The organism is Parabacteroides faecis, assembly GCF_014647375.1.
Classification (GTDB): domain Bacteria; phylum Bacteroidota; class Bacteroidia; order Bacteroidales; family Tannerellaceae; genus Parabacteroides; species Parabacteroides faecis.
In genome coordinates, this window is sequence record NZ_BMPB01000003.1 from 367,657 (window position 1) to 392,731 (window position 25,075).

A 25,075-nucleotide genomic window follows, 5' to 3' on the forward strand; every position below is an offset into this window, starting at 1 on the left:
CGCCTTTTATATGGGGCAAAGATACTATTTGTAACGAATAGTCACTCCATTATTCTAAATTTATTACCTTTGCACCGTCTTAAAAAACTGAAATTAGAAAAAGATTAGAAAGATGAAAGCTTATGTATTTCCCGGTCAGGGTGCACAGTTTGTCGGAATGGGAAAAGACCTTTACGATAACAATCCCCTTGCAAAAGAGATGTTTGAGAAAGCAAACGAAATTCTCGGTTTCCGCATCACAGACCTTATGTTCGCAGGAACAGACGAAGATCTGAGACAAACAAAGGTTACGCAACCTGCCATATTCTTACACTCGGTTATTCTCGCCAAAACACTAGGCGACCAGTTTAAACCGGATATGACAGCCGGTCACTCCCTGGGTGAGTTTTCTGCCCTCGTTGCAGCCGGAGCCTTGTCATTTGAAGATGGTCTGGTATTGGTATCCAAACGTGCCATGGCTATGCAGAAAGCTTGCGAAGCCACTCCTTCCACCATGGCAGCCGTTCTGGCTTTGCCGGATGCAACAGTTGAAGAAATCTGTGCAAGTATAAAAGATGAAGTAGTTGTTTGTGCAAACTACAACTGCCCGGGCCAGCTGGTTATCTCCGGTTCAATTCCCGGAATCGATGCTGCCTGCGAAAAGATGCTGGCTGCCGGAGCTAAACGTGCGTTGAAACTGAAAGTAGGCGGCGCATTCCATTCTCCGCTGATGGAACCGGCACGTACCGAACTGGCTGCTGCCATCGAAGCTACTCCGATCCATACACCGGCTTGCCCTGTTTATCAGAATGTAAGTACGAAAGGTGAAACTGATCCGGAAACGATCAAGGCTAACCTGATCGCTCAGCTGACAGCTCCTGTTCGCTGGACTCAGAGTGTTCAGAACATGATCGCTGACGGTGCCGACCATTTCATCGAATTAGGGCCAGGTGCTGTTCTTCAGGGATTGGTTAAGAAAATCAATAAAGAAATGACAACAGAAGGCATGCAATAAGCAGCAAATCCATACATGTAAAAAGGTTGGCAAGAAATTCTTGCCAACCTTTTTTATATAGCATTAAACTTTCAGGTATTACAAATAAGGATGCGGGCAAAGATAATATTTATTTCACAATGTGCTAGACGTACTCGCACAAGACAACCCTTCTCCCAGGCCCATCCAGATTCAAAAAGACATCTTCTATCGAATATTACACCCAATCATAAATATATCATATATGATTATTTATAAATATATTTTGCTATTAATCATCATTTATATATATTTGTAGCATGATTAATGAATTAAACAGACTGGATCTTTACGAAAAGTCCAATAATGACATTGTGATAGATCTTGGAAAACGATTCCGGGACTATAGAATTGCACTGCGCATGACCCAAAAGGAAATAGCTTATCAGAGTGGCGTTTCCGTCATGACAATCGTAAGATTTGAAAGAGGAGAAGGAGCTACCATTAGGCTTGACAATTTTATCTCGCTCATGCGTGCAATCCAAAAATTAGAAGGTATCTCCGAATGTATTCCGGATATGCCGATAAGTCTTTATGACACATCAATCAAAAAGGAAAAACAAAGAGTAAAAAAGCGTAGTAATGAAAAATAATATAGTCAGTGTTCTCTTATGGGGGAAAGAAATCTGTAAACTGAAATGGGAAGGTGGCTACCGACAAAAGTTCGGGAAAGTCGGTTCGTTGATTTCATTTAATCCTGAATATCATTCATTTGGTTTTGATGTAGACCCTGTAGGTTTTTATAACCATTCTACTTATCTAGTACAAAAAGGCATGTCAGATATTTGCCATGCCAATGAGTACAATGGCATCCCCCGCTTCTTAAGTAGTTCTTTACCGGATGATTGGGGGAATGAAGTGTTTTCTTTATGGATTGAAAAAAATGGCCTCCGTAGCCATGATCTAACTCCCGTCGATAAGTTAGCCTTCATAGGACGGCGAGGTATGGGAGCCTTTGAGTTTGTTCCACAGCTATATGACCCGCGCTCTGACGAAGCCATAGCGTTGGAAGACCTTTACGGGTTGGCAAAAGAAATAGAGTCTATGCGTGAAGGCGTTTCGATCAACATACAAGACAGACCGGAAATCAATGATCTTATGGCTGTAGGCATGAGTGCAGGTGGAAAGCATCCCAAGGCGATTGTAGCCATCAATTGGTCGACAGGAGAAGTCAGATCAGGACAATTTATCTTACCAAATGACTTCACACAGTATATATTAAAATTTAAGGATTCAGACAAATGGCCTACTGCCGAGATTGAATACGCTTACTATTTAATGGCTAAAGACGCATCAATAGATATGGAAAAATGTTCATTACTTGAAATCGACGGTGAGAACCATTTTTTAACAGAGCGATTTGACCGTAAAGAGGGGCGAAAGTTACATTCGGTCACCCTACAGTCCTTATGCGGAACAGTGACTTCATACGAAGAAATATTCAAAGTATGCAGAAAGCTTCAGTTGCCCTATCACGATATTGAACAAATTTTCAGAAGAGCAGTATTCAATTACCTTTCGGGAGTTTGTGATGATCATGATAAAAATTTCTCATTTGTAATGGATGAAGATGGTAGATGGCGCCTTTCTCCAGCCTACGATGAAACTTTCACTGTAAATTTCAAGAATAGATTCATAGGTGACAAACATATCATGACCATTGAAGAATGTAATCGGGATATTTCAATGAATCAATTCGTTAGGTTGGCCGATGAAAATGATGTGAGAAATGCCGAACATATTGTCAAAGAAATTTCAGAAGTGGTACAGTCTTTCACAGACAAAGCAATCGATGTAAAAATCAATACAATTTATACAGAGCTAATTTCGCAATTTATCAAGAGTAAAACAGATTTACTCCATTAAAGGAGCCAAAAAAACTTTTTTCATCGATATTTTTCCTCCAAATATTTATGAATACAATATCAGGTATAGGTTCTATTACACCACCAAACTCCTAATAACAATATACCTCCCACACCCAGTACCCACCAAATCGGTAAGTGCCCCATCAACCAGCCGCTTTCTTTCTGTTCCGTAACCACTGTTTCCCGCAACCGACGATCTTCCTGCCGTGAAAGCAAGAGCAATGTATCCCGGTTAACAGAAACCTCCCGACTGTCCGCCACTGCCTGTCTGACCCGCTCCACATACTGGTGCCCACTACTATCCGGTGCGGAAAATTCCACCTCCTCCCATCGGACCGCCACAGCCGCAGAAGATTTCCACATATGTTCCATCCGTAGGCTATCGAAGCGCTCAACCATCAACGAATCCCTTTCCCTGAATTCCCGCCCCGTAACCACACCCCTCTTCCCCACACAACCGGCATCCGTCAACAAAACCCACAAACACACACCGAAACACACCCCGACCAACTCCTTATTCCTCTTTCTCATCCCTTCTGATCTTATATTTATAACTATAATCCACCCCGAACAACGCCCCTGAAAACGTCGACACCTCGCCGAATCCTACCAACACCGAACTATCTATCTTCCCCGTCGGGCTGCACCAGAACCCCATAAACAACAATACAACACCTGCCAGCGACAGGAAAACCGCCACCCATAACTGGCAACCAAGCAGCCAGCACCTTCTTTTACAATATCCCATACTCCTCCTCCGCATCAAAACAAGGACACTCCTTCAACCATTCATCCCGCGTGATCTTCCCGTCGCCATTCCGGTCGGGCGACAAATCACGGTGTCCGCAGATCCGACATCCCGGATACCGCACCAGCAGCAGCAACAGCAATCCCCTGATAGACAATTTTTGCCTCTCCGTACGCGTATCTTTCGGATGCCCACCGGCATCCAGCCCACCTTCGTAACAAATCCCCAAACTGAACGCATTATACCCTTTCACATGTGCCGGAATCTGCTCCGGCGGACGCATCGGTACGACCTCACCCGAACGGCGGATATAATAGTTATAACCGGCCGAAAAGAAACCACGCGCCTTATGGTCACGTTCCAGCTGTTCCGGCGTATACTCCATCGTCTCACGGGTAGCCGAACAATGCAAAACAATCAGATTAATTTTTCTCATGATTCAATTCTGTTTATCGTTAATATGAAAGCAAATGTACGTGAAGGAAAAAGGACGGAATCGGTTTAAATGGGAATAGCAGGGAATAAGAGGGAATAAGAAAGATTTTACCGGGAACCGGAGTATTCAGGTAAAGAGACAAGGATTGAACCCGAACACGTTCACCGTCCCGCTTCTATTTATTATCGAATATTCCAGGTCTCAGGATCGCCGAGATGATCCACCAGGATCTCCACCTGGCGCGGCGTAAACATACGCTGCCCCTTGCGGTAACCCGCTTTCGTCAGATCGTCCAGCAGCTCTTCATCCCGTTTGATCCACAACGACAACTGTGCAGAAGCCGATTTCGGTAAAATACCCGGGAAATACAACATAGCCAGCTGCGTATGTCCCCAAACCTTGCTCTTATCCATGATTGTTTTGTTTTTGTTGTTTCTCTTTCAATTGCAAATATTCCTCGTAAGTGATACCGCCGGACGCCACTTTCTCCGGTTTCTCCTCCTTCTTTCGTGCCGCCTTAAAACGGTTTGTCTCCGTCAGGCGTTCACCCATAAACTGCATCAGCGCACTGGTGACAGTCAGCGCATCCACCATCCCGTAAAAACGGCCGTAACGCCCGCATTTCAGCCGATGAAAAAACAACAGCAATTCCGTCACCTTCAGATAAGGATATTCTGCCAGCACCAGACGCGACAACTCGCGCTGGCGGTTGACCGGCATTTTCTCTTTCACCCCGACAAACAGGTTGATATCTTCCAGCAGAGCGCATATGAACACCATTGCCGCCAGCTCGCCATACCCCAGGCAAACCGTTTCCAGCATGGGAGCCGTACCAAAGTAAGCACGCTCGGCATAACGGGCAGCCATTACCTGCATATCCGGTTTAAACGTATTCAGGAATTTCTCCGCATTCCCGTAACGAGCCGTCATATCAGCAACTTCTTGTTGCTTCTTCAGCCATGCGGAGGAGTTCTTCCCGTCGGGCTGCTTCTCCGTTATCGCCTGAAAATCGAGTTTCATTTGATTTTCCATATTGTGTAGATTGATTTACATTTTGATTTCCATTTCCATTTTCCGGGGTTTTCGTTACAGAATCCGGAGTTTCCGTTGCAATAACCGGGGTTTCTGCAACAATAACCCCTTCATTCGCCCAACTATCCGGTATTTCGAGATCCGGGTCGATCTTTACGCCGAGTCTTTTACTGATCTCCCTGAAGCGTCTCTGTATCGCCAGCGAAGAAAGTACCTGCCGGTATTCCAGCAGTTCCCTGTCGAACAACTGAAGATCTATACAATAAAGGACCGCCTCACTAACCGTGGCCTCATCCAACCCCAGGATAACAGAGATATCGAAACAGAAATCACTGTCATAAGGAATATAATACCCCTTCTCCCGGTAAATTTCACAAAGGATCGCTAAATAAATACAGATGCCCTTACACCCGTACCTTCGGAGCAGGCGTTGTATTTTCCTGTCCGAATACAGGTCCGTATCCAGCGGAAAATAGCCCAGTCCTTTTTTTAATGGTCTAGCCATAATTCTAATTTTTTAAATGTTGATTACCTGAAGCACCAACGGTTAACACAATCCGGTGCGAAAGAAAGGAAGTGATTTACAGGAAAAGTCTTTGGCGTGTACAAAAACAGTAAAAGTTGAACTCCAAACTCCCGTTTAAAATTCAACCCTTAGACTCTTTATACGGTAAACATAGACAAATATATTTTTATATCCTATTTATCCGGTAAAAATCAGGATAATATGCTTTTAGATTTAAAAAAAATCTATCTTTGCTACCGTAACAAATTAAATAATAAATAACTATGAAAAATGATCCTGCATTGGTCCGTTTTGACTGGGCCGTAAAGCGCCTTTTGCGTAATAAATCCAACTTTGTTGTGCTGGAAGGTTTTTTGTCTACATTACTTGGGCAAGAGATTCGTATTGTCAAGATGCTGGAAAGCGAAAGTAATAAGGAAAGTGTCGATAATAAGTTCAACCCGGTAGAGATGTTGGCAGAAGACAGTAAAGGTGAACTTATCATCATTGAATTACACAATAATCGTGAGCTCTATTATTATCATCGTATGTTGTACGGAGCACCCAAAACGACCACCGATTATATCAACGAAGGCCAGGAATATGGTGTTATTCGTAAAGTATATTCAATCAACATTGTTTATTTTGAATTAGGACAAGGCAAAGACTATGTTTATCATGGACGTACCAGTTTTAAAGGAATTCATTATAATGATATACTCCAGTTATCCGTACGCCAACGCGAACAATTCGTACGTCATGAAGTCGGAGATATTTTTCCCGAATATTACGTATTACGGGTAGACGGCTTTAACCAACAAGCGAAAACGCCTCTGGACGAATGGATCGCTTTCCTGAAAACCGGCGAGATCGATAAAAACAGTACGGTTCATAGCTTACAGGAAGCACGCGAACGTTTGCGTATCGACCAGTTAGATGAAAAAGACAGACGACAATATTATGCAGACATGGAGGCTTTGCGTTATCAACGCAGTGTAATTAAAACTGGTTGGATTGAAGGAAAAGCTGAGGGGAAAGCGGAAGAACAACGGCTTATAGCAACAAACCTGAAACAAAACGGTATCGATCCTCTAATAATCTCCCGGTCTACGGGCTTGTCGATAGAAGAAATCGAAAAACTTTAAAAACCTGACAGTATAAAAAAACAAAATCCCGGAGAGTCTCTTTCCCCGGGATTTTGTTTTTAAGACAATATATTCAAAATTCAGATTATCATTTCGATAGGTAATATTGCTTGTTTGATAACGGAATGATATGTTAAAAAATATTAGTCGCAGGGGTATTTTCAAATACCCGGTATATTAGTCCGATTTACCCGCTAGGGTAGTGTCATTTTGATAGTTGGAAAAAACCATCTGATAACCGACTTTTCTGTGTGACTTAATTTCAATACAGGGGAATGGCTTCAAAGACTTCCTTAAACGACCTACAGTAGTCGAAATAATTTCCCGGTCCGAGTCACTTAATCCATTTTTAATTGGGCGCTCCAAAACATCGGTACAAATATCCTCAAACATTAATTTATAATCCTCAGCCTTAATAAAATAACCAAACAACTTTAGCGGATTGTTCTTCAAACGAATCGTTTTTCCATTCTCAATACGTACAACTCCATGTTTTTCATCAAATAATACACCGCATGGCAAAATGATCCAGTCTATTTTTTGTTTCGGAAATAAAGATTTTATTTTATTTTGCGAGACTAATAACTCAGCTTCTTTTTTCTCGATCATCTCGAGTTGTTGTTTATTAATCCGCTCTATATCTTGCAACTTGGCTTGAAGTTCAATTAGTTCTGCTTGTTTTTTGTCAATCACTCCGGCTTGTTGTTTACTAACCTGTTCCATTTCCTGCTTGCTAGCTCGTAACTGAGTTAGTTCACACTGTTTCCGTTCAATCGATTCAGATTGTTGTTTACTAATCTGCTCAACATTTTGCAACTTGGTTTGAAGTTCAGTTAATTCTGCTTGTTTTTCGTCAATCACTCCGGCTTGTTGTTGGCTAACCTGTTCCATTTCCTGCTTGCTAGCTTGTAACTGAGTTAGTTCACACTGTTTCCGTTCAATCAATTCAGATTGTTGTTTGCTAATCCGCTCTGTCTCCAGTTTTTTAGCTTGCAATTCATTCAGTTCAGTTTTCAGTTGTACGACCAAGGCCTCACTTTCATTCAATGACTTGATGATCTTTTCTATATACCCTTTTAATTTATTAAAATAAATTCCATAACCACCGGCCAATAGAATCAAAATAACAAAAGAAATTACCCAAAACCATCCAATTCGTTCCAACACAATCCGAATCGGAACATCGACATAAGCCTGGAGCGTTATATTCTTTTCTTCATTTTCATCTATCCTGTAAACAACAGGATTTAAAAGGGTCGCATTTTTATAAAACAGGCTGTCGGTCGAAGAATTAATCACTTTTCCACTACCTATGTAGCGTATGGCTGTTTTTACTTCTATATTCTTTTTTTGTAATATAGCTTGAAAAAGACTATCCAATAGATGCCGGTTAGGATCATGCATGGTAAGATAAATTTGATCGCACCAAGCATGTTTCTCTTCTCCTGAAATATCATTGGGAGATCTTTGAGGATCATAGCTACCTTTTTGAATTTGGATATCTTTTTGTTGTTTTTTTTCATCTAGCATCGCCTCTATAAACAAATCCCTAAGTTCGGCATGCAGTTTTCTTTTCTGATTCAGGTAAACATTTCCAAACCATAACATCAGTAAAATAATAACCCCAATAGAGGCAATTCCACCTATTCCTATTTTACTAATTTGTCTTTTCATTTCCATTTTTTACCCGCTTTTTTATAATAATCGTAACAGAAGTCTCACAAATATTGACAATATTTCCCTCTTACACATTATATATCAGCACCTTAAATCAAACGATCAGAACACATTCCAGATAAACTATTTGTTTTTCAAACGTGATACACTACTTTTACACTGTAAGTCATAAAAACCAACAGGAGTCTTGCTTGTAGACAAAAGTAATATAAACAGAATAAAATAATATCAATATGGAAAAAATTATTAAAACAGGGTTTGTCTTTCTATTATTATTCGGTGCATGGTATTTCGGTCACACTACTTCGGATAAAAATCCAATGAATGAGTTGATGCTTGAAAACATCGAAGCATTAGCTAATAATGAAAATGGTCAACATGGCGAAAACTATCGATGTTACGGTAGAGGTGAAGTAGATTGTGACGGCGAGAAATTTGAAATTAGATTCAGTGGTTTCAGTTTAGACTAACGTATGAAATCTCTCCCTTACATATTATTAATAGGTATTAGTACCCTTGTCGCCTGTTCAGGAAACCAGCAAACCACTTTCCCCCGGTACGCTGACTTTCCCGAAACGAAGGTGCTCAAGGCCCAGGTAGCAGACCTGGATACTATCCTGCTCCGTTACCCATTCCGGGTAGCGGTCAGGGATGGTATTGCCGTGGTGATGGACCTGCATAATATGGATCATTTCCTACATGCTTTTACCTATCCCGGATGGAAACACCTAGCCTCTTTCGGAAAGCGCGGGGAAGGACCTATGGAGATGCTTTCCGCCGACAACATTCAATTCAACTCCTTAGACTCTTTATGGGCGATCGACGCCAATAAAATGGAGATTACACGTTGGAAAATATCTCCGGCTACCGGTTCTGCGGAACGGGTCGAAGAGATCAAACTGGATAAGAAACTGGTCCGTTCACTCGACTTTCATACGATGGAATCGGGGTTTTTCATTCCCGACTACATGGGAGAGTTCCGTTATTGGCAAGTGGACGACAACGGAAAGCCGGTCAAAAGTATCGGGGAAATACCATCCGAAACGATCGACGAAAACACCGTCCGTCCGGCACTTGCACAGGCATGGCGAAGTTTCATGGACTACAATCCCGACAACGGAATCTTGGCAATGGCAACCCAATTGGGAGAAGTTTTCGAAATTTTCAACCTGAAAGAGAATACTCATAAGGTGCTTTACGGACCCGAAGGCGAGCCGCAATACAAAGCAGCCCAAGACGGTTCGGGTATCCCCACCGGGATCATGGGCTTTAGCGACATCAAAGTGACAAGTAAATATATCTATGCTGTTTTTCAAGGCATCCGGTTTGAAGACAAAATAGCCGCCATCAAACAGGGAAAAGAGCCTGAAAACGGGGCAAAATACATCTATGTGTTCGACCTGGAAGGAAATCCGGTGCGCCGGTACGAACTCGACCAACGGATTAACAGTATCGATATTAACGAAGACACCAATACGATTGTCGCCACCGAGGCGAAAAGCGACGATCCGATTTTAGAATTTAAGATATAACGAACGCCATGAAAAACCTGAATCTATACATATTATTAGTATTAACGATCTTCTTCTCCTGTCAAGACAAACAGAAAGAAGAGAAAAAACAGATTGCGCAATTGGTGAACGAATGGCAGGGTAAACAAATTGTATTCCCTGAAAACCTGATCTTCACCCGTTATCTGACAGATACTACGGATTTCCAAATTCCGCAATCCGATTATAAGGTATTAATATATGTAGATTCCATTGGTTGTACCAGCTGCAAATTACAACTGCATAAATGGAAGGAACTGATCGAGTATACCGATTCGGCCACACAGGGAAAAGTGCCTTTCCTTTTCTTCTTCCATCCCAAAGATGCGAAAGAAATACGCTATCTGTTGAAACGGGATGCTTTCGATCGTCCGGTCTGTATTGACATAGAGGATCAACTGAACAAATTGAACAAGTTCCCGTCAAATATAACTTTCCAGACATTCCTGCTGGACAAGAACAATAAAGTGGTTGTATTAGGAAATCCGGTACACAACACGGCGGTGAAAGACCTATATCTGAAACAGATCACCGGCAAAGACAATCCGAACAAAAATATCCCAAAAACAACAGCCGAAGCAACACAGATAGAAATCGACTTCGGTACTTTTGGTAAATCGGAAGTAAAGGAAACAACCATAGAAGTAAGAAACATTGGGGACAATCCCCTTGTGATAGTGGACGTAGGTACCACTTGCGGCTGCACGGCTGCCACTTATGACAAACGCCCCGCAAACCCCGGAGAATCTCTTCGGGTAGGAATTAAGATGACACCGAAAGATACAGGATTCTTCGATGAAGTCGTTACGATCAAGTACAATAGTATTAACAACCAACCTGTCAAAGCAAAGATAAAGGGGAATGTTCGATGATCGAACAAATGGGAGTTTGCTGCATCCCGACAAGAATGTACAAGCAAACTCCCGGAGACCCCGAAAAGGAGGTGTATGATGGTAATATAACCGACAAAACAGAATGCTACAGGTAACATTCGACTATCTAATCCAAATAGAGTAGGCAAAGATAGAAAATAGCCTGATTAAATAATGATTTAAACAAACAATTAAACAGATACGAATATGAAAAAGTTATTGGGTATCATTGCTATCGCAGCTATAGCTGCTGCAGGCTGGAATTTCAGCCAAAGTCAGAACGAAGTGGAACTGTCAGACTTGGCACTGGCTAATGTAGAAGCATTGGCTGACAATGAAAGTGACAGTAAAGGAACATTATATAGTACAGAGCCAGACAAAAACGGCCATACCACGAATTGTTGTTGTCCTGGAGATAAAACTTGTGGAGCATCCGCTTGCGCTAAATGTTAACAACATAATAAATATAGGGCGACAGATAGATTTTATCAAATATTGTATTCCAATAAATCCTATCTGTCCCCTTTTGAATCAAGATTAGATATCCATGAAATAAATTTTATTTAAACAAATAAAAAGTAGGTGGTGAATATGGATAGTTTTAATAAAGAATATGCCAACATTACAGCAATCTTCTTACAAGTTATTCACAGTGGTTATGAATAGATACCCACAATAATATAAAATAAGCAAGAAGTGGTAAAGATCTTTAAGTAAAAAGTTATAGACATAACACCTTGAATTATTCTTTAACAAAATCAAAAACAGCTACTATCCAGCGAAATCATGAACGCATTAAATTTATAATTCATGAAAAGTTTAACAAGCTCTTTTTAGAGAAGAGCATAATTATTTATTTACGTATGAAAATAACTTACATATTATTTTTTTGTCTATTACTATTTAGTTGTACAACTAAACAAGATAGGAATATAGAGAATCTAAATATTACAACTATCTTTGTAGAAAATTCTAAGAATACACCGTTAGATTTATCTGAATTATCCCTAAATACTCATTTTGTAAAACTTGAAACAAATGATTCTTGCCTTATAAAGAAAATACAAAAAATATATTACATTAATAACCAAATAATAATAGGAGATGATTATTCAATTTATTTTTTTGGAGAAGACGGGAGATTTAAATACAAAGTAGAACGTCAAGGTGATGGTCCTGAAGAATACGCTCGTTTATCAGATTTTGACATCAGTCAAGATGGAGAAATCATTAATGTGTTAGACACTCGAAAGAAACAAATAATAACATACGACTATAATGGAAACTTTATTGATAAATCTAAAATAGACAGTTGGGCAATAGGAATGCAGCAATTGAACGATTCTTTATTGATATTATACTGTGGTAATCAAGTGTCATCAAATAACAATAACAAACTCATATGTTTCAACATATTTAAGCAAAAAATCACTGATAGTTTCTTTAATATCTCCAATAATAAATCAAACTATTTACATGTTCATAGTAGTTCTAATTTTACTATAAGTAATAATGATTTGCTATTTTATGAGCTATATAATGATACTATATATAAAATTTCCCCCACAAGTTGTAAACCTCTATACTATATTGATTTTGGCAAATATAAAATACCCCAATCTTTATTTGAGGATAAACACAACAACATCGTTGAATTTCAAAACAAATTATCTAAAAGAACAGCTGCATACGGAATAACATCTTTGATAAGTACATCAAAAAAATTATTATTTAAATACTATCATGATAAGAGATATTTTTTTTGTTATGATAGTATAAATAAATCTAGCATTTATTCATACTTACTTCTTGATCCTAGCTTTATGGGGGAATATATAATAGACGGAAATAAATATGATGCTAATTTTTTTCCTGGACACAATTACTTTTTCACAACTTATGATAATGAATTATTTATCGACAATTTATCACAAATAAAAGACAATAATCTCAGAGAACTAGCATCAAACTTACATATTGATGATAATCCGATAATAAGAATCAGCAAGTTAGATTCCGCATTAAGTGATAAATAAAACAATCAATTTTATCTTTTGACTGTGTATGACAATTGTTTTGTAGTTTGTTAGTGTTTGCTTCATTCAAAATTTCCATGGTTTAATGGAAGTGGAATTAATGACCGAAGATGATATACTATACAGTAAATCGGTTCTGTATACGGAGAAGTCTAGCTAGATCAGAAAATTCCTTCCCCCGTATGCAGCGAACAGTATTAACATTAACGAAAAAACAAGCACCATCGTCGGCACAGCGGCGAAAAGAGATAATCCGATCATAGAATTTATGATATAATAAACGGTATGAAAACCTTTTATCTTTACATATTATTAATAGCAACCACCTTCTTCTCCTGTCACTACGAACAGAAAGAGAAGGAAAATAAGATTGCACATCTGGTCAGCGAATGGCAAGGGAAGCAAATACTGTTCCCTGAAAACCTGATCTTCATCCGTTATCTGACAGATACTACGGATTTCCAAATTCCGGAATCAGATTATAAGGTATTAATATATGTAGATTCCATTGGTTGTACCAGCTGCAAATTACAACTGCATAAATGGAAGGAACTGATCGAGTATACCGATTCGGCCACACAGGGAAAAGTGCCTTTCCTTTTCTTCTTCCATCCCAAAGATACGAAAGAAATACGCTATCTGTTGAAACGAGACGGCTTCGACCGTCCGATCTACATCGACTTAGAGGATCAACTGAATAAATTGAACAAGTTCCCGGCAAATATGACCTTCCAGACATTTCTGTTGGATAAAGACAATAAAGTGGCTGTATTAGGAAATCCGGTACACAACACGGCGGTGAAAGACCTATATCTGAAACAGATCACCGGCAAAGACAATCCGAACAAAAATATCCCAAAAATAACAGCCGAAGCAACACAGACAGAAATCGACTTCGGTACTTTTGGAAAATCGGAAGTAAAGGAAACAACCATAGAAGTAAGAAACATTGGGGACAATCCCCTTGTGATAGTGGACGTAAGTACCACTTGCGGCTGCACGGCAGCCACTTATGACAAACGCCCCACAAACCCCGGAGAATCTCTTCGGGTAGGAATTAAGATGACACCGAAAGATACAGGATTCTTCGATGAAGTCGTTACGATCAAGTACAATAGTATTAACAACCAACCTGTCAAAGCAAAGATAAAGGGGAATGTTCGGTGATCGAACAAATGGGAGTTTGCTGCATCCCGACAAGAATGTACAAGCAAACTCCCGGAGACCCCGAAAAGGAGGTGTATGATGGTAATATAACCGACAAAACAGAATGCTACAGGTAACATTCGGCTATCTAATCCGAATAGAGTAAGCAAAGATAGAAAATAGCCTGATTAAATAATGATTTAAATAAACAATTAAACAGATACGAATATGAAAAAGTTATTTGGTGTCATTGCTATAGCAGCGATAGCAGCAGCAGGCTGGAACTTCAGCCAAAGTCAGAACGAAGTGGAACTGTCAGACTTGGCACTGGCTAATACGGAAGCATTAGCTCAAGGTGAATTATTACCAGGCGGTAATCGATACATAGTCCGTGTACACCCTGGCGGATCAATATCTGGCGGTGATGTACATGTTGAAATAGATTGCGATCCAGGTGGCAGCAGTATTTGTACTAAATAAGACCAATTCCATAAGGGTGTGTCAGGCTTTTTGACACACTCTTATTATATTACATTTTCATTTTATAAACTCAAATTCATTCTTATGACAATGAAATATATTGTGCTCTCATTATCAATAATATTATTATACTCATGTTCTAAACAAGAACCAATAAATGATATTAAAAAACTTGTATTTAATGAAGATGTTAATCCAAATATATTCAACACTCTTACATACAAGTTCATTCCATTGGAAACAAATGATAGTTGCTTATTCAGTGAAATCAGAGAAATAAAAATTGTTGATAACAAAATATATATTATTGATGACAAAAGAAGTAAATTATTAGTATTTGATATATCCGGTAAATTCATCACCCAAATTGGCAATTTAGGAAATGGACCTGGAGAATATGTAGCACCTTCAAACTTCAATATTGACAAAGAAAAACAAATTATCACTATTGCAGATGTAGGTCTAAGCAAACTTTTATATTACGACTTGAATAATTATCAATACATAAATAGTCTAAAAGCATTCTATTTTTCTAATTGTAGCTGGTTGTCAGATGGAAATATAGCTTGGGCAAAAGAAAATTGTTATGATTCAGGTAAAAGGGATCCACATTATGTAAAAATAACAGATTCTAATTTAAACACTATCAATTTATTATATCCTACGGATTTTAAACCTGAGTACTTAATGGTTGCCGGATCTTTTTTTTACACATTCAACCAAAATAGTTTTCTAAATTTACCTTTCATTCCAACAATCTATAAAATAACTCCTCAAAAAATAACCCCAGTTTATGAATTAGATTTTGGCAAACAAAAATTCGCATCAATGGAATGGTTAAAAAGAGAGGCTGAAAAAAATTATTATGGAACAATATCCAAAACAGAATATATATCTGCACAAACAATAAAAGAAACAGATGACTATATTTGTGTTGTATATTATGCACAAGGTCTAAATGCATATATCGGTTTTTATAATAAAAAAAATGGAGAATCTTTTAAACTAAAAGGTTCTGATTTCGCAAGATACACTAATTTACACGGACTAAGCCAAGTCAAAGGCACATATGACAACTATTTTGTATTCATGATACAATCCAGCATATTAACAACATACAACAGTTATCCATCAGAATTAAAGCCTGTCGTTGAAAAAATAAAAGAAGATGACAATCCAATAATTTGCCTATTAAAGTTCAAATAAAAATTACATACTTAAATAAACACTATTCATATGAAATATATATTACTATTTTACTCATTTTTATTTATGACATTTTCATGTCAAGATAAAATGAACATCAAAGATTATAGCATACCTATAAAAACAGATAAACAACTAAACGGTAAAATTCAATTTTCAAAAGATGAGTCTTGTTATTTTTATGATTTAAAAATAATGAATAATTTTTACTTATTTCTTGACGAAAGATCAGATACCGTACTTAGGGTATACAAACAAGGTAACATATCTTATCCTTATGGAAGTTTGTGTAGAAGTTCTGAAAAAGATAAGTTATGGATGCCTTTATTCACAAAAGAAACACATAACTATTTAAATAATACAGAGATCACATTTTTGGTCGACAACAATCAATATTATAAAAGCATAACCCTAAACAACAAAAACAGCAATATAAAAATAAACATATCTAAACTATTTGACCTAAAAAACATGTTTTGTCGTGATTTTAATATCACCTCTAAAGATATTTATGCCATCCCTGTAAGTCGATATAATAAAAATTCTTATTTTTTTTTCAATCCAGATTCCGGCTACTACTGGGTAGATCCATCACCTTCAATCGAAGAGATAATGCCAAAAGACAATCTGTCATACACAAATACTATTTGTCTAAACGAAAGTCAAAACACAATTGTTTCTGCTTATCGCTTTACCAATTATGTATCTTTTTACGAATTAGACGGAACATTAAAGACGACTATTAAATTTGGAGAAACACCTGTCATCCCTATAGTAAATCCTGACCGGGATGAAATAGATGTCAGAAATACTCCTAAATGCTTTACCTATATTTGCGGATCCTCCCAATACGTTTACTGCTTATATGATGGTTCTTCTGATTTCACAGCTCCCTCAAAAATAGCAGTTTTCCAATGGAATGGAAAACATATAGCCACTTGGCAGGCAAACCGTAATCTACGGGCAATAGCTGTAGATAAAAATGATAAGTATATTCTAGCCATAGCATCCAACAAAGATGGACAAGATATTATTAAATATGACTTAGAATAATAAACCATGAAAAATCTTTTTACAAAAAGTATAAACATCTTATTAGCAGCTTTTCTAATAGCTTGTAATACACAGAATGATAAAAAACTGGAACAAGCTCTTGATAATGCTAAAGAAAACCGGCAAGAACTTGAAAAAGTACTTAGCCATTATGAAAAGGATTCGGCAAAACTCGCCGCTGCTCGTTTCCTGATTGAGAATATGCCCTATCATTTCACACAGGAACAATATTATACTTCTTCCGGGAAAGAACAATATCGACCGGAGATTATAAATTTCGACGGATTTCAATCCATAAAAAGTCACTGTGACTCATTAACAAGAAGAGGATACAAAATCAAAACGCATAACAAATACGATATATCGACACTTGACAGCCGCTTTCTTATTGACAATATAGAACTAGCTTTTACTGTCAGGCAAAAACCATGGGCAAAAAATGTTTCATTCAATGATTTCTGTAAATATATCCTCCCCTACCGCGCACAATGTGAAGAGGTTTCTCATTTGAGAAAAGAAATTATGGAGCGTTTCGTTCCCATACTTGATTCAGCTAAAGTAAAAACCCCTCTTGAGGCATGCATCGTACTTAATGAGCATCTGAAAGGCATTATGAAATATGGACATACCGGTCTTCCCTTTTATCCGACCATTGACGAAACCTACCATTCCGGAATCAGCCAATGCGAGGGATTATGCAATCTGGGTACTTTTATAATGCGGGCTTGCGGCATTCCGGTCACAGTAGAACAGACAACCTGGACTAAAATGGACTTGGGGCATAGCTGGTGTGTAGTTTTAGACAATGGAAAATTTTATAGCTTCGGACCGGGAGAAGATCAGCCCGATACACATGCCCGCTCTTTTTCAGAAGTCAGACATCGACGACCTGCTAAAGTATATCGTTCACGTTTTGATCCGGACTTTTCTATTATGGACAGAAAAGACGACGGATATGTTACAACTCTAAAAAGTCCTCTAATTTATGATGTAACCAATGAATATCTGGATAAAACGACATCGATAAAAGTTTCCGTCGACAAAAACAACAGAAAAAAAGGAAAATCAAATCAAGTCTATTTATGTACTTACAATCACTATGAATGGTGCCCGATAGCGATCGGACATAGAAAAGATACCGTTTGTTATTTCGAAAACGTTGTTGGAGATAACATCTTCATAGTTGCCGATTCACCGGATGGGAGCAAATTGAGAAATATTACTACTCCCTTTTATACGGATAAAGACGGAAATATTCGTAAATTTATCCCTCTAAAAGAACATAAACAAACATTCACATTGAATAAACGTAAGAAAAAACCGGATCAAGTACATACGCTATACTTCTGGGATACAGAGAAAGACAGGTTTACCCCATTAGAATATGTCAGTTCAACTGATACTACACAAACATACGATCAAATACCAGCAAATGCATTACTATGGTTCACTATACCGGAAAGGATCGTTAACCAACGGATATTTTTTATTGAAAACGACAGTATAAAAAACTATTAATTCAATGAAGGAGATTACAGCACTATGAGATCCTATCTATCTACAACTATTATACTATATCTGTTCCTTTTGTTGGGATGCGACAACACGAACAAGAGACAATTGGAATTAGCCTTACAAACAGCAGGTAATAACCGCCAGCAACTTGAAAAAGTGATACAACATTATAAAGGGGATAAACAGAAAGAAGAAGCTGCCAGGTTTCTGATACAGAATATGTTGGGAAAATACTATCTGGAGGGGGATAAAATTGACAAATTCCACCAGTTTATCGATTCTGCATACCAGATAGAACAAGAAGAATACGACCAACAGACTATAAATAACACTTATAGAGCTAATAACAAATACCAACACAACTACGCAAAACAACAAGCTGACTTACAACGAATAAATGCAAATTTCCTGATTACACAGATAGATGCTGCTTTTCAAGTATGGCAAAAACCCTGGAATAAACATCTTTCTTTTGATGAGTTTTGCGAATGGATACTCCCCTACCGGGTTGGAAACGAATTACCGGAGATATGGAGGGAAGAATACTATAATGCCTTTTCCGGATTATTAACGGATAGTATATTGACCGCCCGCAATGCCTGTATTTCCATCAACAATGAACTGATTAAATTACCGATCCATGTCTTTACCGATTTCCCTAAACCTGCAGACATAAAACCCAGTAGCCTTATTCATATAAAATTTGGTTTATGCGGCGACTATACCAACCTGGCAATATATGCCATGCGATCTGTGGGGATACCTGTTACAACAGGAAGTATTCCGCATTGGGGACATAGCAATAATAGCCACGCATTCAACCTTCTATATGGCGAAGATGGAAACTATTATGATTTTGCCGGAGGTGAACACCATCCGGGAGATCATCTCAAACGTTTTGATGGCATACCGAAAGTCTATCAAAAGACATTTTCCGTACAACAAAACTCTTTAGTGATGACAAATACCTCTAAAGAAGAACTTCCGGCATTTTTCAAAAATCCTTTCATGAAAGATATTACGGAACATTTTCCTGCTATTCATCCGCAGACCGTATCCGTTCCATTGACCATAAAAAATACCCACAATAAATATGCCTATCTATGCGTATTCGATCCGCAGGGGTGGTTTCCGGTAGACTGGGGAAAGATATCCGATAAAAAAGTGACATTTAACCATATCGGTTCGGATATTATTTATCAGGTCAACAGTTATAAGGATAACTCCATGCAACCGTTAAGTTCTCCCTTTATCGTCGATTCCACCGGAAAGGTTACCCTTTTCGAATGCCGGAGAGAAAAAGAAGACCTGTACCTTGAACGTAAGTACCGTGAACCCAAACATCTTGAAGCCATACCTCCGGCATTTGTCGGTGGCAAATTCCAGGGATCGGATTATGCGGATTTCCGGATAGCGGAAGATTTATATACGTTCACAGAGGCTCCAAGCTTCAAGTACACCGCTATCGATGTGAATCCTAAAAAGAGTTACAAATATTACAGATACCAGTCTTCTCCCAATCTACGAGGAAATATGGCTGAACTGGAATTTTATGATACAAACAGTCAGGAAATACTTAAAGGGGAAATTATCGGAACAGACAACACCAGCATCTACAACCCGCATGCGACCAAATATAATGTATTCGACGGAGACCCTCTCACCTTCTTCCACACACGCGACAGCATGAGTTGGGCTGGTCTGGCGTTATCAAAGCCGGCACATATCAACAAAATACGTTATATCATCCGGAATGATGATAACGGAATACGAAAAAACAATACCTATGAACTTTTCTATATAGATGAATCGGGAGCATGGGCCTCTGCCGGAAAACAAACGGCAGAGCAGGATGAATTATTAATATATAAACAGATCCCTCAAGGTACTTTATACTGGCTACGCAATTATACCAGAGGAAAAGAGGAACGGATATTTACGTATGAGAATGGAAAACAAGTTTGGTGGTAAAAATTAGTCATAATTTATTCAAACGAATATGAAAAAGCAAACACATAAACTGATCAATAAAATCATTGACATTGTCTTTTGGCTATGTATGACAGTTGCCTTGTGGTTTATTGTACAGGTATTCATATTAGCCTCTTTCAAAATCCCCAGCGATTCGATGGAACCTGGATTAATCACAGGAGACAATATACTTGTTTGGAAACCAACTGTTGGACCTCGCATATTCAATCTGTTCGCCTCCATGAGAAATGAACAAACAGAAATTTATCGCATTCCCGGTTTAAAAAAGATAAAACGCAATGATATTCTGGTTTTCAATTTTCCGCATCCCAACAGTTGGGATAAAATTGAAATGCATATACTCAAATATTACATCAAACGGTGTGTCGGAATACCGGGAGATACCTTATCCATCCGAAACGGATTCTTTCATGTGGAAGGCGTACAAATGCCTCTCGGCAACATGGATTCACAAAAAAGAATAGCAGCGACTGAAAAATTTCAAGACGGCATATTCCGGAGTTTCCCATTCGACAGTATCATAGGCTGGAACATCAAGGATTTCGGACCGCTCTATATACCAGCAAAAGATGATTCCGTTACTTTAGATCATACAAACTTCCGGTTATATAAAAAACTGATCGAATGGGAACAACAGGGTAGTCTTCAATACAAAAATTCTACGGTTCTTCTTAACGGGACTCCGATTAATGGTTACCGTTTCCGGAAAAACTACTATTTTATGGCAGGCGACAAAGGCATGAACTCACAGGATTCACGTTATTGGGGATTACTGCCCGAAGAATATATTGTTGGAAAAGCCTGGATCATCTGGAAATCGGTCGATCCATATACTGATAAATTTCGATGGAATCGTTTTTTTAAAGTCATTCATTAAATCTAAAACAATGAAAAAAGCATTTATAACAGGAATAAACATACTATTAGCAGTTTGTCTTATGGCATGCAGTTCGCCGGAAGAAAAACGCCTGGAACAAGCACTTGCCTTTGCCGGAGACAACCGGGGAGAATTGGAGACAGTTTTGAACCATTATAAAGATAACACGGAGAAACTGGAAGCTGCCCGTTTCCTGATTCGCAATATGCCTAGATGGTATGGATATGAAGGTTGGCAGCTGGATTCCATCAAGCCGGTGTTGATACAAAAAGAAAAAGGAGAAACCGTTCCTAAAGAGGTAATAGCAAAATGGCAACGGGTTTCTTTCTATTCACTGCCGAAAGTATATGACGCCAAAGTGATCACAGCCGATTACCTGATCGAAAATATCGACCTGGCCTTCGATGTGTGGAAAAGGTATCCGTGGAACCGGGACCTGGGCTTCGATGATTTCTGCGAACTGATCCTCCCCTACCGTATCGGGGATGAGCCGTTGTCATCGTGGCGGAAATTGTATCATGACTATTATACAGCTATACTCGATTCATCCTATCAGGGCGACGATGTGATAGAAGCCTGCAAAGCCGTAGATAAAGATTTGAAAAGGGTCTATTATCGGTGGAATACGGATTTTAGTATCCCCCATCAGAGTGCAGACTTTTTATTCTATCACCGTGTCGGTTTCTGCCGGGAGGCTTGTGATGTTACGCTTTATGCCATGCGAGCCTGCGGCATTCCGGTTGCAAGTGAATATTTCGTTTATTCACCCGAATATCAGCACCCCCATTTCTGGACTACCTTACGCGATACGACCGGAAAGTTTATACAGTTCGGTTTCAATGAGTTCGAAGCTTCCCGAACGAATCCGGGGACAGACGGCAGAAAGAAAGGGAAAGTCTATCGTTACTGTTTCGGTATGCAGGAAGAACCTTTCACCGGAATCACAAGAGATGAAAAAGTCCCTGCTCTGTTCAGAAACCGCTATATCAAGGATGTGACAGCTAATTATTTCGGGGAGAATGAAGTAAACCTTTCCGTACAGGCAGGTTATGATGAATTTATTTACCTGGGAGTTTTCAGTCCGGGCGGCTGGATTCCGGTCGATATGGCACTCAATCACAAAGGAAGCGTGACTTTCCACAACCTGGAACCGGATGTTATTTACCAGCCTTTGATCTCGGACGGGCAAAACCACCGGGCGGCTGGTTATCCGTTTATTTATAAGAATGAAACAGCTTATTTGCTAAAACCGGATACGATTTCCATGAAAAAAGTTATACTGAAAAGAAAAATGTCGCTTATGCCAACTATTGCCGAATTTCTTTATCGGGCCATTATCGGGTCGAAAATAGAAGTGAGTACAGATCTTTCTTTTACCCAACCGGATCTGGTATATCAGTTCAATGATACACTGGATTACAATTATTACAAACTGACACCTCCGGATATTAACAAGAAATACAGATACATAAAATATATTGCTCCATCGGGAAAACGAATGGAACTCAGTGAACTTTCTGTTTTCAAGGATTCCTTATGCAAAGAACAGATTCCATTAAAACGAATGAACGACATAGAACCTGTACAGGCATTGGATCACATAACAGACGGAGATATACTCAGCTATTTTCAGGCAAGAGATACTTCTTGTTTTATCACATATGATCTGGGAAAAACGACAACGATTGGAAAAGTCGTTTTCTCACCACGCAACGATGACAATTATGTCTGGCCGGGAGATGAATACGAGCTCTTCTATCAGGACGGAGTAAACGGGTGGAAATCGCTCGGGATTCAAACCGCTACCGGCTGGGAACTGGAATACCGTGTTCCGGACAATGCGTTGTTATGGCTGCGCGACCGGACCAAAGGACGGGAAGAACAGGTTTTTATTTATAAAGAGGGGAAACTGTATTTTACGGTTGATTTATGAAATACAGACAATATATAAGTTACTCATTACTTGTTATCAGCGGAATTTTTCTGCTGTGCACCGTTTTTGCCACAGACACAGGACTGGCTAACGGGGTGGTCACAGGGAAAATTCTTTGGTTTCATCTGTCGATGTTATTTCTGGCGACATGCAGCCTGCTGGCTGCCGTGCTGACAAGACCGGGGAAACTGTTTGCTTTTTCAAAGGCAGACGGATTAGTGCTTGTTTTGGCAACTATCGTTGCGCTCACTTATAACTGGCAACTGAATCCGGAACCGGAGAAAATGTTGTTCGGAGGACAACTGGTCGTACTGTGGTTTCTGTTGCGATTTATATTTACCGGATGGCCTCAACTACGATTGTTTTTTCTGACAACGATCGTTGTAACCGGATTGGTCGAAGCTGTTTTGGGGATGCGGCAGTTGCATGGCTTTGAAGGCTCTAACCATTCCCTGTTCAGGCTGACCGGGGATTTCTATAATCCGGGACCCTATTCAGGATATCTCGCAATCGTATTGCCGGTTTGCCTGTGGATGATCTTACGGCAAACAAAAATGTATCTGTATTATCTGGCATGGATTACCTTGCTGGCAATCATCGTAGTATTGCCTGCCGGAATGAGCCGGACAGCCTGGATCGCTGCCGCCATGTCATGTGCATGGGTGTACTGGGTACAACAGATCGGATGGAAAAAAACAAAAACATACATTTATGAATTCCAAACCTTAACTATAATATCATCTGTTTTGGTACTAATTTCTGTAGCCGGTGCATTGACGGGTATTTTTCTTCTAAAGAAAGATTCAGCCAATGGCCGGCTACTTTTATGGAAAATAACTGGACAAGCTATAATGGAACAACCCTGGACCGGAACCGGACTGGGAGGTTTTCCAGCTGCTTATGCAGAAACACAGGCGCAGTATTTTGCCTCCGGGAAAGCCTCGGAAACTGAGATGATGGTCGCAGGCTGTCCGGAATATGGATTTAATGAATTCTTACAAATTGGTTTGGAACAAGGGTTGGTGGGTTTAATGGTTTTTGTATTGTTGTTAGGCTATTCCTTGTTCCAGGGGGTGAAAAACAGGCAGGCAGGAGCGGCAGGAGGGATATTGGCGTTGATGGTATTCAGCCTGGCGTCTTATCCGTTGCAGCTACCGGAGTTCTGGGTGGTGTTGGTGGTGTTGATGGGGATTATCGATAGCTCCGTTGTTGTCACTGACACACCCCCTACCCCCTCTCGAGAGGGGAGAAAGATACTTTCAGTCGCCGTAATCGGGGGGATGGCGGTATGTTGCGGATGGATTTTCTGGCAGCAGAAAGGCTATTACCAGGGATATAAGAAATGGAATACATTGAAGATGTTATATAATAGCAAAGCTTATGAAGCGGCGGCGGACGGGTATGAAGAATTGGTACCGCTGATGGGACATAAGCCGGAACTACTGTTTGAAGCAGCGCAATGCTTGAGTAAGACGGAGCGGTTTGCTGAGGCGAACCGTTTGTTGGAACGGGCGATGAAACTGAGTGGTGATCCAATGATACATTATATGGCGGCAAAAAATGAACAGGACCTGGGAAATTATCAGAAAGCAGAAAATTTATTGCTACATGCAATAGAAATACTGCCGGAACGGATCTATCCCTATTATCTGTTGACTAAACTATACTCGGAAACGACTTTTTTTCAGGAAGATAAGTTTATCAAAGCGGCTGATGCCGTACTGACAAAAGAGCCGAAAGTGGAGAGCACAGCAATCCGCGAAATGAGAACGGAAGTAACTAAGTTAATAGATGAATATAATAACCATATTATCTCAGATCATAATAACTCCTTATAAATTTAAAAATTTAGGATAATCATTTGATATCCTAAACCTCTAAGTGGTTCTATTTCAATGACAGGTATTTATTTCAAAAGAATACACGTTATTGCTATCTATACGTTTTCAGTGCAAAAGAATGGTAACCCATACAATGGAAAAACGCTAGTCG

25 protein-coding genes are annotated in these 25,075 nt (G+C 39.3%); 18 read left to right on the top strand and 7 right to left on the bottom strand.

Features of this window, described 5'->3' with window-relative positions; genetic code table 11:
• The first annotated feature begins 112 nt into the window (after window positions 1-112).
• The 3 genes from fabD to IEY67_RS05845 all read left to right on the top strand — a co-directional run bounded on the left by fabD (window position 113) and on the right by IEY67_RS05845 (window position 2,878).
• Window positions 113-994, top strand: coding sequence for an ACP S-malonyltransferase (gene fabD, locus IEY67_RS05835; protein ID WP_122356142.1), 882 nt, complete (start codon window positions 113-115; stop codon window positions 992-994).
• Window positions 995-1,272: 278 nt separating this feature from the next.
• On the top strand, window positions 1,273-1,605 hold the full coding sequence (locus tag IEY67_RS05840) for a helix-turn-helix domain-containing protein (RefSeq protein WP_122375743.1): 333 nt from the start codon (window positions 1,273-1,275) through the stop codon (window positions 1,603-1,605).
• Window positions 1,595-2,878, top strand: a complete 1,284-nt coding sequence (locus tag IEY67_RS05845) for a type II toxin-antitoxin system HipA family toxin (RefSeq protein ID WP_183669215.1) — start codon at window positions 1,595-1,597, stop codon at window positions 2,876-2,878. Before IEY67_RS05840 ends, IEY67_RS05845 begins: the two co-directional genes overlap by 11 nt.
• A 59-nt stretch (window positions 2,879-2,937) precedes the next feature.
• On the opposite strand, the gene IEY67_RS05850 is transcribed toward IEY67_RS05845, so the two are convergent.
• The 6 genes from IEY67_RS05850 to IEY67_RS05875 all read right to left on the bottom strand — a co-directional run bounded on the left by IEY67_RS05850 (window position 2,938) and on the right by IEY67_RS05875 (window position 5,601).
• The gene (locus IEY67_RS05850) at window positions 2,938-3,411 is read right to left on the bottom strand and encodes a hypothetical protein (protein ID WP_183669213.1); all 474 of its coding nucleotides are present in this window, start codon (window positions 3,409-3,411) and stop codon (window positions 2,938-2,940) included.
• Window positions 3,395-3,628 carry a hypothetical protein gene (locus IEY67_RS05855; protein ID WP_122357327.1) on the bottom strand — a complete coding sequence of 78 codons (234 nt, stop codon included), beginning with the start codon at window positions 3,626-3,628 and terminating at the stop codon, window positions 3,395-3,397. Before IEY67_RS05855 ends, IEY67_RS05850 begins: the two co-directional genes overlap by 17 nt.
• Entirely contained in the window at window positions 3,615-4,064 is a 450-nt protein-coding gene (locus tag IEY67_RS05860; RefSeq protein WP_122357328.1) for an N-acetylmuramoyl-L-alanine amidase, read from the bottom strand. Before IEY67_RS05860 ends, IEY67_RS05855 begins: the two co-directional genes overlap by 14 nt.
• A gap of 182 nt (window positions 4,065-4,246) precedes the next feature.
• Window positions 4,247-4,477 (bottom strand): DUF4248 domain-containing protein, encoded by a 231-nt coding sequence (locus tag IEY67_RS05865; protein WP_122357329.1) that lies wholly within the window; start codon window positions 4,475-4,477, stop codon window positions 4,247-4,249.
• Window positions 4,470-5,084: a DUF6633 family protein gene (locus tag IEY67_RS05870; protein WP_229800969.1), complete on the bottom strand. Its 615-nt coding sequence runs from the start codon at window positions 5,082-5,084 to the stop codon at window positions 4,470-4,472. The genes IEY67_RS05865 and IEY67_RS05870 overlap by 8 nt, the downstream gene beginning before the upstream one ends.
• On the bottom strand, window positions 4,996-5,601 hold the full coding sequence (locus IEY67_RS05875) for a DUF4373 domain-containing protein (protein WP_183669209.1): 606 nt from the start codon (window positions 5,599-5,601) through the stop codon (window positions 4,996-4,998). The genes IEY67_RS05870 and IEY67_RS05875 overlap by 89 nt, the downstream gene beginning before the upstream one ends.
• Before the next feature lie 284 nt (window positions 5,602-5,885).
• Here IEY67_RS05875 and IEY67_RS05880 point away from each other — a divergent pair, with 284 nt between their 5' ends.
• Window positions 5,886-6,746 carry an Rpn family recombination-promoting nuclease/putative transposase gene (locus IEY67_RS05880; protein ID WP_183669207.1) on the top strand — a complete coding sequence of 287 codons (861 nt, stop codon included), beginning with the start codon at window positions 5,886-5,888 and terminating at the stop codon, window positions 6,744-6,746.
• Between the two features lie 177 nt (window positions 6,747-6,923).
• Here the strand turns inward: IEY67_RS05880 and IEY67_RS05885 are convergent, their stop codons facing one another.
• On the bottom strand, window positions 6,924-8,426 hold the full coding sequence (locus tag IEY67_RS05885; protein WP_122357333.1) for a ligand-binding sensor domain-containing protein: 1,503 nt from the start codon (window positions 8,424-8,426) through the stop codon (window positions 6,924-6,926).
• A gap of 230 nt (window positions 8,427-8,656) precedes the next feature.
• Between IEY67_RS05885 and IEY67_RS05890 the strand changes: the two genes are divergently transcribed.
• The 14 genes from IEY67_RS05890 to IEY67_RS05955 all read left to right on the top strand — a co-directional run bounded on the left by IEY67_RS05890 (window position 8,657) and on the right by IEY67_RS05955 (window position 24,921).
• Window positions 8,657-8,893 carry an NVEALA domain-containing protein gene (locus IEY67_RS05890; RefSeq protein ID WP_122357334.1) on the top strand — a complete coding sequence of 79 codons (237 nt, stop codon included), beginning with the start codon at window positions 8,657-8,659 and terminating at the stop codon, window positions 8,891-8,893.
• 3 nt (window positions 8,894-8,896) lie between these two features.
• Window positions 8,897-9,955 carry a BF3164 family lipoprotein gene (locus IEY67_RS05895; protein ID WP_183669205.1) on the top strand — a complete coding sequence of 353 codons (1,059 nt, stop codon included), beginning with the start codon at window positions 8,897-8,899 and terminating at the stop codon, window positions 9,953-9,955.
• Between the two features lie 8 nt (window positions 9,956-9,963).
• Window positions 9,964-10,845 (top strand): DUF1573 domain-containing protein, encoded by an 882-nt coding sequence (locus tag IEY67_RS05900; protein ID WP_183669203.1) that lies wholly within the window; start codon window positions 9,964-9,966, stop codon window positions 10,843-10,845.
• Between the two features lie 207 nt (window positions 10,846-11,052).
• The gene (locus IEY67_RS05905) at window positions 11,053-11,298 is read left to right on the top strand and encodes an NVEALA domain-containing protein (RefSeq protein ID WP_122376448.1); all 246 of its coding nucleotides are present in this window, start codon (window positions 11,053-11,055) and stop codon (window positions 11,296-11,298) included.
• 410 nt (window positions 11,299-11,708) lie between these two features.
• The gene (locus IEY67_RS05910) at window positions 11,709-12,881 is read left to right on the top strand and encodes a DUF4934 domain-containing protein (protein WP_122376449.1); all 1,173 of its coding nucleotides are present in this window, start codon (window positions 11,709-11,711) and stop codon (window positions 12,879-12,881) included.
• A gap of 285 nt (window positions 12,882-13,166) precedes the next feature.
• Complete coding sequence (locus tag IEY67_RS05915; protein WP_183669201.1) at window positions 13,167-14,048, top strand: DUF1573 domain-containing protein; 882 nt, start codon at window positions 13,167-13,169, stop codon at window positions 14,046-14,048.
• A 207-nt stretch (window positions 14,049-14,255) separates the two neighbouring features.
• Window positions 14,256-14,507 carry an NVEALA domain-containing protein gene (locus IEY67_RS05920; protein WP_122376131.1) on the top strand — a complete coding sequence of 84 codons (252 nt, stop codon included), beginning with the start codon at window positions 14,256-14,258 and terminating at the stop codon, window positions 14,505-14,507.
• 84 nt (window positions 14,508-14,591) lie between these two features.
• Window positions 14,592-15,713 (top strand): 6-bladed beta-propeller, encoded by a 1,122-nt coding sequence (locus tag IEY67_RS05925; RefSeq protein ID WP_122376130.1) that lies wholly within the window; start codon window positions 14,592-14,594, stop codon window positions 15,711-15,713.
• A gap of 30 nt (window positions 15,714-15,743) precedes the next feature.
• Window positions 15,744-16,766, top strand: a complete 1,023-nt coding sequence (locus IEY67_RS05930) for a hypothetical protein (protein WP_183669199.1) — start codon at window positions 15,744-15,746, stop codon at window positions 16,764-16,766.
• 6 nt (window positions 16,767-16,772) lie between these two features.
• Window positions 16,773-18,284, top strand: a complete 1,512-nt coding sequence (locus tag IEY67_RS05935) for a transglutaminase-like domain-containing protein (RefSeq protein WP_183669197.1) — start codon at window positions 16,773-16,775, stop codon at window positions 18,282-18,284.
• Window positions 18,285-18,308: 24 nt separating this feature from the next.
• Entirely contained in the window at window positions 18,309-20,252 is a 1,944-nt protein-coding gene (locus tag IEY67_RS05940) for a transglutaminase-like domain-containing protein (protein ID WP_183669194.1), read from the top strand.
• 28 nt (window positions 20,253-20,280) lie between these two features.
• Window positions 20,281-21,150 (top strand): signal peptidase I, encoded by an 870-nt coding sequence (gene lepB, locus IEY67_RS05945; protein ID WP_183669192.1) that lies wholly within the window; start codon window positions 20,281-20,283, stop codon window positions 21,148-21,150.
• A 10-nt stretch (window positions 21,151-21,160) separates the two neighbouring features.
• Window positions 21,161-23,083, top strand: coding sequence for a discoidin domain-containing protein (locus IEY67_RS05950; RefSeq protein ID WP_183669190.1), 1,923 nt, complete (start codon window positions 21,161-21,163; stop codon window positions 23,081-23,083).
• The gene (locus tag IEY67_RS05955) at window positions 23,080-24,921 is read left to right on the top strand and encodes an O-antigen ligase family protein (RefSeq protein WP_183669188.1); all 1,842 of its coding nucleotides are present in this window, start codon (window positions 23,080-23,082) and stop codon (window positions 24,919-24,921) included. The genes IEY67_RS05950 and IEY67_RS05955 overlap by 4 nt, the downstream gene beginning before the upstream one ends.
• Window positions 24,922-25,075: the final 154 nt, after the last annotated feature.

Bases quoted from the DNA above. Each gene is read 5' to 3' on its own strand.
- IEY67_RS05850 (WP_183669213.1), bottom strand. From the start codon at position 3,411: ATGAGAAAGAGGAATAAGGAGTTGGTCGGGGTGTGTTTCGGTGTGTGT.
- IEY67_RS05950 (WP_183669190.1), top strand. From the start codon at position 21,161: ATGAAAAAAGCATTTATAACAGGAATAAACATACTATTAGCAGTTTGT.
- IEY67_RS05925 (WP_122376130.1), top strand. From the start codon at position 14,592: ATGACAATGAAATATATTGTGCTCTCATTATCAATAATATTATTATAC.
- IEY67_RS05920 (WP_122376131.1), top strand. From the start codon at position 14,256: ATGAAAAAGTTATTTGGTGTCATTGCTATAGCAGCGATAGCAGCAGCA.
- IEY67_RS05900 (WP_183669203.1), top strand. From the start codon at position 9,964: ATGAAAAACCTGAATCTATACATATTATTAGTATTAACGATCTTCTTC.
- lepB (WP_183669192.1), top strand. From the start codon at position 20,281: ATGAAAAAGCAAACACATAAACTGATCAATAAAATCATTGACATTGTC.
- IEY67_RS05890 (WP_122357334.1), top strand. From the start codon at position 8,657: ATGGAAAAAATTATTAAAACAGGGTTTGTCTTTCTATTATTATTCGGT.
- fabD (WP_122356142.1), top strand. From the start codon at position 113: ATGAAAGCTTATGTATTTCCCGGTCAGGGTGCACAGTTTGTCGGAATG.
- IEY67_RS05885 (WP_122357333.1), bottom strand. From the start codon at position 8,426: ATGGAAATGAAAAGACAAATTAGTAAAATAGGAATAGGTGGAATTGCC.
- IEY67_RS05860 (WP_122357328.1), bottom strand. From the start codon at position 4,064: ATGAGAAAAATTAATCTGATTGTTTTGCATTGTTCGGCTACCCGTGAG.
- IEY67_RS05840 (WP_122375743.1), top strand. From the start codon at position 1,273: ATGATTAATGAATTAAACAGACTGGATCTTTACGAAAAGTCCAATAAT.
- IEY67_RS05930 (WP_183669199.1), top strand. From the start codon at position 15,744: ATGAAATATATATTACTATTTTACTCATTTTTATTTATGACATTTTCA.
- IEY67_RS05935 (WP_183669197.1), top strand. From the start codon at position 16,773: ATGAAAAATCTTTTTACAAAAAGTATAAACATCTTATTAGCAGCTTTT.
- IEY67_RS05895 (WP_183669205.1), top strand. From the start codon at position 8,897: ATGAAATCTCTCCCTTACATATTATTAATAGGTATTAGTACCCTTGTC.
- IEY67_RS05875 (WP_183669209.1), bottom strand. From the start codon at position 5,601: ATGGCTAGACCATTAAAAAAAGGACTGGGCTATTTTCCGCTGGATACG.
- IEY67_RS05865 (WP_122357329.1), bottom strand. From the start codon at position 4,477: ATGGATAAGAGCAAGGTTTGGGGACATACGCAGCTGGCTATGTTGTAT.
- IEY67_RS05880 (WP_183669207.1), top strand. From the start codon at position 5,886: ATGAAAAATGATCCTGCATTGGTCCGTTTTGACTGGGCCGTAAAGCGC.
- IEY67_RS05955 (WP_183669188.1), top strand. From the start codon at position 23,080: ATGAAATACAGACAATATATAAGTTACTCATTACTTGTTATCAGCGGA.
- IEY67_RS05910 (WP_122376449.1), top strand. From the start codon at position 11,709: ATGAAAATAACTTACATATTATTTTTTTGTCTATTACTATTTAGTTGT.
- IEY67_RS05855 (WP_122357327.1), bottom strand. From the start codon at position 3,628: ATGGGATATTGTAAAAGAAGGTGCTGGCTGCTTGGTTGCCAGTTATGG.
- IEY67_RS05915 (WP_183669201.1), top strand. From the start codon at position 13,167: ATGAAAACCTTTTATCTTTACATATTATTAATAGCAACCACCTTCTTC.
- IEY67_RS05905 (WP_122376448.1), top strand. From the start codon at position 11,053: ATGAAAAAGTTATTGGGTATCATTGCTATCGCAGCTATAGCTGCTGCA.
- IEY67_RS05870 (WP_229800969.1), bottom strand. From the start codon at position 5,084: ATGAAACTCGATTTTCAGGCGATAACGGAGAAGCAGCCCGACGGGAAG.
- IEY67_RS05845 (WP_183669215.1), top strand. From the start codon at position 1,595: ATGAAAAATAATATAGTCAGTGTTCTCTTATGGGGGAAAGAAATCTGT.
- IEY67_RS05940 (WP_183669194.1), top strand. From the start codon at position 18,309: ATGAGATCCTATCTATCTACAACTATTATACTATATCTGTTCCTTTTG.